At 37.7% G+C, this 12,012-nt stretch carries 14 protein-coding genes, 1 other RNA gene and 1 riboswitch; of the genes, 13 read left to right on the top strand and 2 right to left on the bottom strand.

Annotated elements, in window-relative coordinates:
- Positions 1-41 precede the first annotated feature (41 nt).
- Positions 42-581 (bottom strand): energy-coupled thiamine transporter ThiT, encoded by a 540-nt coding sequence (gene thiT / locus OZX60_06145; protein WEV45011.1) that lies wholly within the window; start codon positions 579-581, stop codon positions 42-44.
- Positions 582-619: 38 nt separating this feature from the next.
- Positions 620-724, bottom strand: a riboswitch (TPP riboswitch).
- A gap of 121 nt (positions 725-845) precedes the next feature.
- On the opposite strand from thiT, the gene OZX60_06140 reads away from it, so the two are divergent.
- The 8 genes from OZX60_06140 to ffs all read left to right on the top strand — a co-directional run bounded on the left by OZX60_06140 (position 846) and on the right by ffs (position 6,924).
- Positions 846-1,685 (top strand): L-lactate dehydrogenase, encoded by an 840-nt coding sequence (locus OZX60_06140; GenBank protein WEV45010.1) that lies wholly within the window; start codon positions 846-848, stop codon positions 1,683-1,685.
- Between the two features lie 99 nt (positions 1,686-1,784).
- On the top strand, positions 1,785-2,615 hold the full coding sequence (locus OZX60_06135) for a MetQ/NlpA family ABC transporter substrate-binding protein (GenBank protein WEV45009.1): 831 nt from the start codon (positions 1,785-1,787) through the stop codon (positions 2,613-2,615).
- Between the two features lie 47 nt (positions 2,616-2,662).
- Entirely contained in the window at positions 2,663-3,496 is an 834-nt protein-coding gene (locus tag OZX60_06130) for a MetQ/NlpA family ABC transporter substrate-binding protein (protein ID WEV45008.1), read from the top strand.
- Positions 3,497-3,565: 69 nt separating this feature from the next.
- A complete protein-coding gene (locus OZX60_06125; GenBank protein WEV45007.1) occupies positions 3,566-4,582 on the top strand; it encodes an ATP-binding cassette domain-containing protein in 1,017 nt (338 codons plus the stop codon).
- Complete coding sequence (locus OZX60_06120; protein ID WEV45006.1) at positions 4,579-5,262, top strand: ABC transporter permease; 684 nt, start codon at positions 4,579-4,581, stop codon at positions 5,260-5,262. Before OZX60_06125 ends, OZX60_06120 begins: the two co-directional genes overlap by 4 nt.
- A gap of 298 nt (positions 5,263-5,560) precedes the next feature.
- Positions 5,561-6,337 (top strand): MBL fold metallo-hydrolase, encoded by a 777-nt coding sequence (locus OZX60_06115; protein ID WEV45005.1) that lies wholly within the window; start codon positions 5,561-5,563, stop codon positions 6,335-6,337.
- Positions 6,327-6,815 (top strand): tRNA adenosine(34) deaminase TadA, encoded by a 489-nt coding sequence (gene tadA / locus OZX60_06110; GenBank protein WEV45004.1) that lies wholly within the window; start codon positions 6,327-6,329, stop codon positions 6,813-6,815. Before OZX60_06115 ends, tadA begins: the two co-directional genes overlap by 11 nt.
- 10 nt (positions 6,816-6,825) lie before the next feature.
- Positions 6,826-6,924: signal recognition particle sRNA small type (gene ffs / locus OZX60_06105), an RNA gene on the top strand.
- Between the two features lie 37 nt (positions 6,925-6,961).
- Here ffs and OZX60_06100 read toward each other — a convergent pair.
- On the bottom strand, positions 6,962-7,417 hold the full coding sequence (locus OZX60_06100) for a DUF1694 domain-containing protein (GenBank protein WEV45003.1): 456 nt from the start codon (positions 7,415-7,417) through the stop codon (positions 6,962-6,964).
- Positions 7,418-7,480: 63 nt separating this feature from the next.
- On the opposite strand from OZX60_06100, the gene OZX60_06095 reads away from it, so the two are divergent.
- The 5 genes from OZX60_06095 to OZX60_06075 all read left to right on the top strand — a co-directional run bounded on the left by OZX60_06095 (position 7,481) and on the right by OZX60_06075 (position 11,970).
- A complete protein-coding gene (locus OZX60_06095) occupies positions 7,481-8,041 on the top strand; it encodes a GNAT family N-acetyltransferase (GenBank protein ID WEV45002.1) in 561 nt (186 codons plus the stop codon).
- On the top strand, positions 8,034-9,317 hold the full coding sequence (locus OZX60_06090; protein WEV45001.1) for a DRTGG domain-containing protein: 1,284 nt from the start codon (positions 8,034-8,036) through the stop codon (positions 9,315-9,317). The genes OZX60_06095 and OZX60_06090 overlap by 8 nt, the downstream gene beginning before the upstream one ends.
- A gap of 12 nt (positions 9,318-9,329) precedes the next feature.
- A complete protein-coding gene (locus OZX60_06085) occupies positions 9,330-10,259 on the top strand; it encodes a bifunctional oligoribonuclease/PAP phosphatase NrnA (protein WEV45000.1) in 930 nt (309 codons plus the stop codon).
- Between the two features lie 70 nt (positions 10,260-10,329).
- Complete coding sequence (locus OZX60_06080) at positions 10,330-11,589, top strand: UDP-N-acetylglucosamine 1-carboxyvinyltransferase (GenBank protein ID WEV44999.1); 1,260 nt, start codon at positions 10,330-10,332, stop codon at positions 11,587-11,589.
- A 117-nt stretch (positions 11,590-11,706) separates the two neighbouring features.
- Positions 11,707-11,970, top strand: coding sequence for a type B 50S ribosomal protein L31 (locus OZX60_06075; GenBank protein WEV44998.1), 264 nt, complete (start codon positions 11,707-11,709; stop codon positions 11,968-11,970).
- Positions 11,971-12,012 lie beyond the last annotated feature (42 nt).

Here is a 12,012-nt window from a genome sequence, read left to right as displayed (position 1 = left end):
TAATAAAATTAACCCTAATAAGTTAATTAGGGTTAATTATATCATGGCTGAAAAATTTTTGGAAATTTTCGAACGGTGAATAAAAGGACTAACGAGGCAACAAGAGCAGTTAGAATGGCACTAGATCCATTGACAACTAGTGAGTACCAAAATGGATTCCATCCGGCCCAGGCATACTGCCCCCAGAAAATAAGACCTGCAATAAAGTGCCAGAAAAAGCGAGCAAAGGTTGCAAAAATACTGGCTAAAACGACAGTTCTTTCAGGATTTTCCTTAAGTTGCCCCCTAAAGATACCTGAGGTTCCTGCAAAGACAAAGGCAAGGATGTATTCAACCATAACTTGCGCAAATGATAGGTAGTAAACTTGACCAGTTAAAAAGTGGAGAATACCCCAAAGGAGTCCTGCAAAAAGTCCTGCCTTAAGTCCCCTTCTTAGCCCAAATAAAATAATAATGGTTTGACCAAGGCTTATATCAATCCAGCCGAAGCGGATTTTTAAGAAGGATAGGACCATGGCAAGGGAGGCGCAGATTGTGGCCTCAAGAGCAATTCTCAAATCAAGTTTGGTAGTAGTAGACATTAAAAAAACCTCCTGGAATTCACAAGGAGGGAGTATGGCTATCTCTAGCGACACATCCCTACGACGGTATTAACCGTATCAGGTTCTGAGGGTGAATCTCAACTAAAATTAGAAATTTAATCTTAGTACCCCTTGTGTATCTTAATACTAACAAAAATAACTAAAATTTAAAACAAAAAATTTACAGTAAATATATTTTTTGCTCATGATGAAAAAATATTATGGTATCATTTGCTTTAAAAACATAAGAAACCAGGAGGACTAATGATGAAAATTGGAATTATAGGGCTTGGACATGTGGGATCAACTCTTGCTTATACCTTATGTCTACAAGGGCTGGTTCAGGAGCTTGTATTAATTGATAGTAATGAGGCTAAGCTTCAGGCAGAATATTTGGAACTTCAGGATGTCCTAGTAAACCTTTCCAGTGAAATTAAGCTTATAAAAAATGACTATCAGGAATTGAAGGATGCTCAGATATTAGTTTTCTGTGCGGGAGATATTAGGGTTTTAGAAAATGCTAGTGATCGCTTCGCTGAAACGCGGGTCAGTAAGCAGGTTGTAGAAGAGGTCGCACCAAAGATTAAGGATTCAGGCTTTTCTGGCATGATTATCTCAATTACTAATCCCTGCGACGTCATCGTCCATTATTTGGCTGATTTAACCTCCTATGATAAGACTAGAATCATTGGAAGTGGCACCTTAATTGATACCAATCGCCTCATTAATCGGGGTAAGCGGGAAAATCTTTTGGTTGTTGGAGAGCACGGGGAAAGTCAGCTAGCTTTAAACGCCACTGAGGAAGAGGCAAGGCTTGCTGCCCAAACAGGTTGGGAGATTTATTCGGCCAAAAAACATACGGCCTTTGGTATAGCCTCAAGTGTCTCAAGAATTATTGATTACCTAAGAAGGGGTTCTAAGGAGCTTTTACCCGTATCCTCTTATGACTCACAAAGGGAATGTTTTTACGGATCTTTGAGTGAATTTTCCCTGGAAGAAGGAGTAGTTAGAAAAATTTTACCAGATTTATCAGCTGAGGAAACCATAAAATTTGAAGCCAGTCTTAAAAAAATAAGGGAGGGATACTTAAAACTTAGGCAATAAAAAATCTTAATGGCCCTATAAATAAATGATAAGCCAGATTTTTTATTCCTGTGTTATCATGGTCTTACAGTAAAAAGAACTTATTAAGGAGAAAGATTTATGAAAAAGTTTAAATTATTTACAGCCCTACTTGCAGGAGCAGCCCTATTAACTCTTACCGCTTGCGGAGGAAAAAAAGATTCTTCTTCAACAGAAAAAACTTACACCGTTGGAGTTGTTTCAGACTCAGCCAATAAAATTTGGAAGTCAGTTGCTAAAACCTTAGAGGATGAGGGAATCAATCTGAAAATTAAGCAGTTCAGTGATTACAATACACCTAATGATGCCCTTGCAGACGGAAGTATTGATTTAAATGCCTTCCAGCACGTAGCCTTTTTGGAAAACTACGACAAGGAAAAAAATGAGGACCTAGTAGCAATTGGATACACAATTATCTCCCCTCTAGGACTTTATTCAGACAAGTTAAAAGACTATAAAGATATTAAGTCAGGTGATACAATTGCCATTCCAAATGATGTAACAAATGGTGGCCGTGCCCTTCAATTACTTGATGCAATTAATGTCATTAAACTTAAATCTAATGCACCAGCTTCACCAACTACTAGTGATATCGAATCATATACAAAAGACGTAACGATTAAAGAGCTTGATGCTTCTCAAATTCCAGCGGCCCTACCTGACGTTTCTGCAGCAGTTATCAATACTAACTATGCTGTTGATAGTGGTCTAAGTCCTAAGAAAGATGCCCTTTATCTAGATACAGATAACCTTGCCAAAGTTGGTAATATTTACAAAAATGTTATTGCCGTTAAGAAGGAAAATGAGTCAAATGAAGACTTCAAGAAAATTGTTAAGGCTTATCAAACAGATAAAACAGCTGAGTTAATCAAAGAAGAAACCGATGGAAATGATATTCCAGCTTGGAAATAGGTTGATTAGGTTGATTAGGTTGCTTAAATTATAGAAAAGGGATGATTATGAAAAAAGGAAAATTACTGGGGACTTTACTGGCAGGGCTAGCTCTCTTTAGTCTTACTGCCTGTGGAAACCAGAAGGATAGCTCTTCTACTGGGAAAAAATCATATACTATAGGGGTGGTATCTGATGTGGAAGACAAGATTTGGAAGTCTGTGGCCAAAAGCCTTAAGGACCAAGATATTGAACTTAAAGTCAAGCAGTTTAGTGATTACAATACACCAAATGATGCTTTAGCTGATGGAAGTCTTGATTTAAATGCCTTTCAAAGTGTAGGATTTTTAAATAACTACAACAAGGAAAAGAATCAAGACTTGGTGTCAATAGGCTATACTTACGTATCTCCTATGGGACTATATTCAAGTAAGCTTAAGGACTATAAGGACATTAAGTCAGGAGATACAATCGCTATCCCAAATGATGTAACAAATGGTGGTCGTGCCCTTCAACTTTTAGATGCTATTAATGTAATTAAGCTTAAGGACAATGCACCGACGTCTCCAAGTAAAAATGACATTGAAAGTTACCTAAAACAAGTGGACATTAAAGAGATTGATGCCTCACAAACACCAGCAGCCTTGCCGGATGTTGCAGCAGCAGTCATCAATACCAATTATGCTGTTGATAGTGGTCTTAAACCAAAAGAGGATGCAATCTATCTGGATACAGATAATCTTTCAAAAGTCGGCGAGATTTATAAGAATCTAGTTGCCGTTAAAAAGAAGGATGAAACAAATCCTGATTTCAAAAAGATTGTAGCTGCCTATCAAACTGATAAGATAGCAGGACTTATCAAGGATGAGTCTGGTGGCAATGACTTGCCAGCTTGGGAGTAAAGGGTAATTAAGAAGGATCGTCCCTTTTTGGGGACATCCTTTCTCTTTTTTTAGAAGATGGAGTAGTAAATGATTGATTTAAAAGATATTGTAGTTAAATTTAAGCAGGGTTCAAAAGATGTAACTGCTGTTAACGGAGTATCCCTTAAGATTGATAAGGGAGATGTATACGGAATTGTAGGTTATTCAGGAGCAGGGAAATCAACCCTTGTTCGTGTAGTAAACCTTCTTCAAAAACCGACAAGTGGTCAGGTTATTGTAGACGGAAAAAATTTAGAAAAGTTAAGCGGCAAAGAGCTGAGGGAGGAGCGAAAGAAGATTGGGATGATCTTCCAACACTTTAACCTAATGGAAAGTAGAACCATCTACCAAAATGTAGCCTTTCCCCTAAAGGGAAGCGGTCTATCAAAGGAAGAAGAGTCTAAAAAGGTTGAACGCCTGCTTGACTTAGTCGGGATTTTAGATAAGAAAAACTTTTATCCTTCGCAACTTTCGGGTGGTCAAAAGCAAAGGGTGGCTATCGCGCGTGCTCTAGCAAATGATCCAAAAATTCTTCTCTGTGATGAGGCAACAAGTGCCCTAGATCCTAAAACAACTCTTGCCATTCTTGATTTACTCAGGGAAGTTAATGAAGTTCTAGGGATTACGATTATTGTTATCACCCATGAAATGCAGGTGGTTAAGGAAATCTGTAATAAAGTAGCTGTTATGGAAAATGGACGTGTCCTTGAGCATGGTCTGGTAGTAGATATCTTCAATCAACCTGAAGAGCTTCTGACTCGTGACTTTATAAGAACGGCCACTCACATTGAACAGGCCGAGAAAAAAATCATCAGCCACAATAAGGATGCAGATATCTATGAGCTTAAGTTTTCCGGTAATAATACAGGTGAGCCCGTTATCATTGAACTTTATAAGCGGTTTAATCTGACAGCAACTATCTTGTATGGAAATATTGAGTATTTACAAGATACGCCTTTTGGTAGTTTGCTGGTTAGTTTTGACCAAACCCCTGATCTTGAAGAACTCAGGGAATATTTAAAAACTCAAAGTGTTACGATTGAAGAAGTTGGGGGTAAAAAATGATCGAAAAGTATTTTCCATATGCCAGTCAGATTCCAGATGATTTTATTCAAGCAAGTCTTGAGACAATCTATATGACCTTGGTATCAGCCTTAATTGCTGGAATTTTAGGTTTGCTTTTAGGAATTATTTTATTAGTTACAGGCAAAGGTGGTCTTAAAGAGAACAAGGTAATCTATACTATTTTAGATAAGATTGTTGATATTGGGCGTAGTATCCCTTTTGTTATCTTACTTGCTGTAATTTTTCCTTTCACTAGGCTTATTGTTGGAACAATTGTTGGAACAACAGCTGCTATTGTACCGCTAGTTGTAGGGACTGTTCCCTTCTTTGCCCGTCAAATTCAAAATGCCCTTTTGGAGGTTAATCCAGGAGTTGTTGAAGCCGCAAAATCAATGGGTGTTAGTGATTCAGGAATTATTTTCAGGGTTTATTTGAGAGAGGGACTTGTTCCTATTATCAGGGCTTGTAATTTCACAATGATTTCAATAATTGGACTTACTGCAATGGCTGGTGCAGTAGGTGGTGGTGGGCTTGGCCAGCTTGCCATCTCTAAGGGATATCAAAGATATCACAATGATGTAACTCTTGTTGCACTATTGATAATTCTTTTATTGGTCTTTATAACCCAATTAATAGGTAATTTAACCATTAAACTGGCCAGTAAAAATGGGAAAGCCTGATTATAAGGTGGAAATTACTTTTTTCACACTTGTAAGCTTCAAATTATTGTAAAATTTTTAATTATAATTTGATAATAAATAAACTTTATGTAAAATAAAATTATTTTAAGGTTTCTTTAAGGTTTGATTTATATACTAGCCTCAGCCCTTAAATAGTCGTACATACGACTTATCCTACTGATTTAATTATCAGTAAACTTTTCTTTTTCATAAAACTCCTTAAATACCCTTGGTTGCGACCAAGGGTATTTATTTTGCTATAATGGGCTTATTAAATCTTTAAGGGAGGTTATCTACAATGAAATTAACGACTTTAGGATGTTGGGGAGGATATCCCTATAAGGATGCTGGGACAACCAGCTATCTTTTGACTAGTGAATCTGGTTTTAATCTTTTGATTGATGCGGGAAGCCGTGCTGTTACTGAACTTGAACATGAACTATCACCATTAGAACTTGATGCGGTAATTATTAGCCACTATCATCAGGATCATATTGCAGATTTAGGTGTACTTCAGCAGTACCGCCAGTTGTGGCCAAAAAATCAGTGGGACGGAAAAATTCTTGATATTTATGGCCATGATGAGGACCCTGTAAGTTTTAAGCGTCTGACTTTAAAGGATGTTTCTGAAGGTCATGCTTATAATGTTTCAGGTCTGCAAAAGATTGGGCCCTTTGATATTACCTTTATAAAAACAGTCCACCCAGTTGTCTGCTACGCAATGAGAATAGTTGAGCGAAAGACTGGTCAGACTTTAGTCTTTACAGGTGATACTGGTTGGTTTGATGAGCTTGTTGATTTTACACGGGATGCACAGATGTTTTTAGCAGATGTTTATCTCTTTAAGGGTATGGAGCATCACCCGGCCCATCTTACAAGCTATGAAGCAGGAAAAATTGCTAGAGAGGCCTCTGTTGATCTTTTGGTTTTAACCCACCTTCCGCAACACGCGCCAGAACATATTGCTAAGGAAAATTATTTAGAAAGTCTTTTACAGGAGGCACAAGATGAGGCTGGATCAATTCCAGTTGAACTTGCAGCTCCTCACAAAAAATGGGATTTTAATGAAATCTGATGATAAAGAGCTAGTTTTTAGCCAAGAAGAAAAAGAATATTACATGCATGAGGCCCTCCTTGAGGCCCAAAAGGCCTTTGATAATGAAGAGGTTCCAATTGGTGCTGTAATTGTAAAAGAGGGGAAAGTTATAGCCAGATCCTTTAACCAAAGGGAATTGCAACAAAAGGCAGTTGATCATGCAGAGGTATGTGCCATTAATCTTGCCAACGAGTTTATAGGAAATTGGCGCCTAACTGACTGTGCCATGTTTGTAACGATTGAACCTTGTGTCATGTGCGCAGGAGCAATTGGTATGGCAAGGATTCCTCAGGTATATTTTGGTGCAACTAATCAAAAATTTGGGGGAGCAGTTTCCCTTTATCAAATTTTAGAAGATCCAAGACTTAACCACAGGGTGCAGGTGGAATCTGGTCTACTCGAAGAAGAATGTAGTACAATCATGAAAAAATTTTTTAAGGCTAGACGAAAAAAATAGACTGTGTTATAATTAAACCCGAGGCAATATCTTATTTACGAAGCGTGTCAGGACCTGACGGTAGCAGCACTAAGTAGGTGGGGTATGTGCCTTTTTTTGTGCAAATAAAAAAAGCTAACTGCAAGTTAGCCCTTAATCTCGGGAGGTTATTTGAAAAGTCTTTTCAAAAAGCCTTCCTTTTTTTTCTTTTTAATAATTTCCTTGGCCTTTAAAAGGTTGGTGTAGCGTTCATAAATATCGAAGTGGTCAGCATTTAAGGCTATGTTCGAATGAACAATAACACCAAATCTTGATGCGGTAAGCGGAGTTGAGATGATAGTAGCAGGTATATTATGATCTTTGGCAATTTTTTTGTATTTCATACTGATACTATCGCTTAAATTTCCATTAATCTTGACTGCAATGTTGTCGTACTTACCTTCAATGTCTGATAAAACCGGATCAAAATTATCGATAACTTCTTTTTTCTTGGCATCCTCAAAGTTAATAGTTAAAATAATTCTTTCCCGGAAGGTATTTAGGTATTTTTTTTGTTCGTCTGGATTAAAACGCCCCTCACCTAAAGCAGAACGCTCCAATCGATCATTTATATTAGTGTCCATGCCCCGCATTATAGCAAATATGGTACAATAAGGCTAGAATATACTATTTGCTAGGGGGTATATATGAATATTTTAGTAGAGCTTGCTAGGTACAATATTATTGAAACACCTAGGCTTATTTTAAGGCCGTTAAGAATTCAGGATGCAAGGGACATGTATGAGTATGCTTCAGATCCTGAAAATCTAATTTTTATTTTTCCGCCCCATAAAAATTTAGCTGAAACTGAGCTTTCAATTGCTAGCCACTTTATGGAAAAACCTCTAGGTAAATGGGCTATTGAGCTTAAAAGTGAGAAAAAAATGATTGGGACCATTGATTTTATTAAAGTTAATCAAAAGAGGGCCTCTGCTACTATAGGTTACGTGATTAATAAAAACTATTGGGGTCAGGGGATTGTAACGGAGGCTCTTAGAACCTTAATTGATTTTTCCTTTAGGGAATTTGGCCTTAAGAGTCTTGATTTAGTAGCTGATTTTAGAAATCTTGCTAGTAAGAGAGTGGCAGAAAAGGCTCAAATGAAAAAAATTAAGGAATACAAGTCTTCAAATAAATATACCAAGGAAATTGTATTATTTTCTGAGTACCAGATAGAAAGAGCAGATTATTTAAAGGAAAATGAGTAAACACCAGGAAATTATTGAATACATTGAAGATTTAAAGGTTGGTCAAAAGGTTAGTGTCCGTGGTCTTTCGCAGAAGCTTTCAGTTAGTGATGGAACAGCTTACAGGGCCATTAAGGAAGCGGAAAGACGTGGACTTGTAGCAGTTGTTGACCGGGCAGGAACAATTAGGATTGCAACCAAGGAACAAAAAATTATTGAGCGTTTGACCTATGAGGAGATTGCTAAAATTTCAAATGCTGAGGTTATCGGCGGCCGTGATGGGATGGACCGGGAGTTTAATAAATTTGCCATCGGTGCCATGACCAAGGAAAATATAAAGAAATATCTTTCAGTTGGTGGCCTTCTAATTGTAGGTGACCGAAAGGATATTCAGATTTTAGCCCTCAAAGAAAACAATGCTGTTCTTGTAACGGGGGGATTTCCAATTGAGGAAGAGGTACTAGTTTTTGCTGATAAGGTCAAGGTTCCCATTATGCGAACAACCTTTGATACCTTTACTGTCGCCAGCAGGATTAACCGGGCCCTTAGTAATGAGCTCATTAAAAAGGATATCCTAACAGTGGGAGATATCTACCAGGAAAATATTACCAGTCTAAATGAGACAAGCACTGTAAAAGACTACAATGATTTGGTCAAAAAGACCAACAGTAGCCGCTTTGTTGTTGTTAACCAGCATCATATGGTTGTTGGAATTGTTACTATGAGAGATGTGGTCGGAAAAGCTTCAAATCTTACCATTGATAAGATTATGACAAGAAATCCGATAACTGTTTTTCTTGATACGACGGTTGCAAGCGCCAGTCAAAGGATGATTTTTGATGGATTCGAACTTTTACCTGTTGTTAGCCGTGAAAAACTTTTTCTGGGTCTTGTAAGTAAAATTGATGTTCTAAGAAGTCTCCAAGAGTCTGAGGAACAAAATCAGTTCTCTCATACCATGAGTGATAATTTGGCTACCCTTATAAATGAGGTTCAAAATCACTATACCTTTAAGGTGGATCCCTTAATGATGAACGGGGCAGGGAATATATCTAATGGAGTGCTTGTTGAAATTATTTCAAATATAGCAGGTAGACTTATGACCAAAACTAAAAATAAAAATATTTTAGTTGACCAATTAAATGTTTATTTTATCGATGCCGTAAATATTGACGATGTACTTGAAATTTATCCCAAAGTAATATCTGAAAGCAGGCGCGAGGCTATCATTGATATAGAGGTTTACCTGGGCTATAAAATTGTAAGCAAGGCACTTGTAACTATACAAATTCAGTAGTAGGAGAAAGAAATGATTGAAATTTATAAAAAAATTAAAGAATATGACACATTAATAATCCATCGCCACCAAAAACCAGATCCAGACGCCTTGGGTAGTCAGGTTGGTTTGAAGGAAATTATTAAAGAAAATTTTCCAGATAAAAAGGTCTATGCAGTAGGTTATGATGAGCCAAGCCTGACTTATCTTGCTGAGATGGATCAAATAAGTGATGATACATATGACGGCGCCTTAGTCATTGTCTGTGACACAGCCAATACGCCAAGAATTGATGATGACCGCTGGTCAACAGGAGACTTTCTAATTAAGATTGACCACCACCCTAATGATGACGCCTACGGGGATATTTACTATGTTGAGGACACAGCCTCATCAGCTAGTGAGCTCATTGCTGACTTTGCCCTAACCTATGACTTAAAATTAAATGGCAAGAGCGCAAGGATGCTTTATGCAGGGATTGTTGGTGATACGGGCCGCTTTTTATATCCATCAACAAGCTCAAAAACAATGATGATTGCTTCAATCTTAAGGGAGGAAGACTTTGATTTTGCAGGTCTTGCTCGCAGGATGGATAGCGTAGATTTAAGGATTGCCAAACTTCAAGGTTACCTTTATGAAAATCTTGAAATTGATAAAAACGGAGCAGCACAGATTACAATCACCCAGGATGTATTAAAAAAATACGGAGTAAGTGAGAGTGAGGTTAGTGCTATTGTTGGAGCGCCTGGCAGGATATCATCGGTTGAATCATGGGTTTTATTTGTTGAGCAGCCAGAAGGTTATTACAGGGTCAATCTAAGAAGTAAGTCAACAGTTATAAATCAGATAGCCAAAAGGCATGACGGAGGGGGTCACATCTTTGCAAGTGGTGCCAAGAGTACAAGCCTTACTGAAAACAATCAAATCTATAAAGAGTTACAAGAAGCTGTAGCTGGTAAATAATTTTATATAAAAATTATCCCATCTGTGATAGAATAGCTTATGTTACTAAAATATAGCGAGAAATAGATAAATGAAAAAAATATTAATTAATGGTGGTAATCCTATCAAGGGTGAGGTAACAATATCTGGAGCAAAAAACAGTATTGTAGCCTTAATTCCAGCAGCTATTTTAGCAGATGATATTATTACCTTAGAAGGTGTTCCAGATATTTCCGATGTGGCAAGCCTAATTGAAATAATGGAAATTATTGGAGCAAAAATTGACCGTCAGGGAGAAGTTTTAACAATTGACCCAAGGGGTGTTAAAAGCATGCCTCTTCCTTATGGTAAAATCAACAGCCTTAGAGCCTCTTATTATTTCAACGGAGCTCTTTTAGGAAAATTTGGTGAGGCTACAGTAGGTCTACCTGGAGGGTGCGACCTTGGTCCCCGTCCAATTGACCTTCATATTAAGGCATTTGAAGCCCTGGGTGCTCGAATGACTTACCAGGACAATGCCATGCACCTTACGACAGACGGAAAAGATCTAAAGGGAACTCATATTTATATGGACATGGTCTCAGTGGGAGCAACCATTAACACTATGCTTGCAGCAGTTAAGGCAGAAGGTCGCACGGTCATTGAAAATGCAGCCCGTGAGCCTGAAATAATTGATGTAGCCACCCTGTTAAACAACATGGGAGCAGATATCAAGGGTGCAGGGACTGATGAGATTAGAATTAATGGAGTTAAAAAATTAGGTGGGGCTAGACATACTGTTATTCCAGACAGGATTGAAGCTGGTACCTATATTTCCCTTGCAGCAGCTTACGGTGAAGGCGTTATTGTCAATAACGTAATCTATGAACACCTGGAATCATTTTTGGCTAAACTTGAGGAAATGGGTGTTAATATGATTATTAGGGAAGATTCGATTGAGATTAAAAAATCATCTAACCTTAAGGCTATCAATATTAAGACAGTACCTTATCCAGGATTTGCAACTGACTTACAGCAGCCAGTAACTCCCCTTCTTCTTACCAGCCATGGTCAAGGTAAAATTATAGACACCATCTACGAAAAAAGGGTAAATCATGTTCCTGAGCTTGCTAAAATGGGAGCTGACATTAGAGTAGATAATGACATGGTAACCTATAAGGGACCAGTAGCCCTTCACGGAGCAGAAGTTACAGCAACTGACCTTCGTGCAGGAGCAGCTCTTATGAATGCGGCCATTATGGCTAGCGGTCAAACTAAAATAAATAATATTGAATTTATTTTAAGGGGCTATGATAATGTTGTTGAAAAAATGACAGGTCTTGGTGTTGATATAAAAATTATTGAAGAATAAAAAATAATTTATATTGCAAAAAAGATAAAAAACTGATAAACTATTACGTGCACGGCTAATTTTAGCCCTACTAATCTCTGGAGTGGCAAACATTCCAGGGCAGAAAGGAAAAAGACAATGAAAAAAGATATCCATCCTAATTATGGACCAGTAGTATTCATGGATACAACAACTGGTTTTAAATTCCTTAGCGGATCAACTAAATCTTCTAAAGAAACAGTTGAATGGGAAGACGGAAACACTTATCCACTAATTCGTGTTGAAATCTCAAGTGATTCACACCCATTCTACACAGGACGTCAAAAATTCACGCAAGCCGACGGACGTGTGGATCGTTTCAACAAAAAATACGGTCTCAAAGACGAAAACGCTGCAGAATAATTTGTTATTTTCTGTGGAAGACACCTTCGGGTGTCTTTTTTT

The organism is Streptococcaceae bacterium ESL0687, assembly GCA_029392475.1.
Classification (GTDB): domain Bacteria; phylum Bacillota; class Bacilli; order Lactobacillales; family Streptococcaceae; genus Floricoccus.
This window is presented reverse-complemented; position numbering and strand designations above follow the sequence as displayed.

Bases quoted from the DNA above. Each gene is read 5' to 3' on its own strand.
- thiT (WEV45011.1), bottom strand. From the start codon at position 581: ATGTCTACTACTACCAAACTTGATTTGAGAATTGCTCTTGAGGCCACA.
- OZX60_06140 (WEV45010.1), top strand. From the start codon at position 846: ATGATGAAAATTGGAATTATAGGGCTTGGACATGTGGGATCAACTCTT.
- OZX60_06135 (WEV45009.1), top strand. From the start codon at position 1,785: ATGAAAAAGTTTAAATTATTTACAGCCCTACTTGCAGGAGCAGCCCTA.
- OZX60_06130 (WEV45008.1), top strand. From the start codon at position 2,663: ATGAAAAAAGGAAAATTACTGGGGACTTTACTGGCAGGGCTAGCTCTC.
- OZX60_06125 (WEV45007.1), top strand. From the start codon at position 3,566: ATGATTGATTTAAAAGATATTGTAGTTAAATTTAAGCAGGGTTCAAAA.
- OZX60_06120 (WEV45006.1), top strand. From the start codon at position 4,579: ATGATCGAAAAGTATTTTCCATATGCCAGTCAGATTCCAGATGATTTT.
- OZX60_06115 (WEV45005.1), top strand. From the start codon at position 5,561: ATGAAATTAACGACTTTAGGATGTTGGGGAGGATATCCCTATAAGGAT.
- tadA (WEV45004.1), top strand. From the start codon at position 6,327: ATGAAATCTGATGATAAAGAGCTAGTTTTTAGCCAAGAAGAAAAAGAA.
- OZX60_06100 (WEV45003.1), bottom strand. From the start codon at position 7,417: ATGGACACTAATATAAATGATCGATTGGAGCGTTCTGCTTTAGGTGAG.
- OZX60_06095 (WEV45002.1), top strand. From the start codon at position 7,481: ATGAATATTTTAGTAGAGCTTGCTAGGTACAATATTATTGAAACACCT.
- OZX60_06090 (WEV45001.1), top strand. From the start codon at position 8,034: ATGAGTAAACACCAGGAAATTATTGAATACATTGAAGATTTAAAGGTT.
- OZX60_06085 (WEV45000.1), top strand. From the start codon at position 9,330: ATGATTGAAATTTATAAAAAAATTAAAGAATATGACACATTAATAATC.
- OZX60_06080 (WEV44999.1), top strand. From the start codon at position 10,330: ATGAAAAAAATATTAATTAATGGTGGTAATCCTATCAAGGGTGAGGTA.
- OZX60_06075 (WEV44998.1), top strand. From the start codon at position 11,707: ATGAAAAAAGATATCCATCCTAATTATGGACCAGTAGTATTCATGGAT.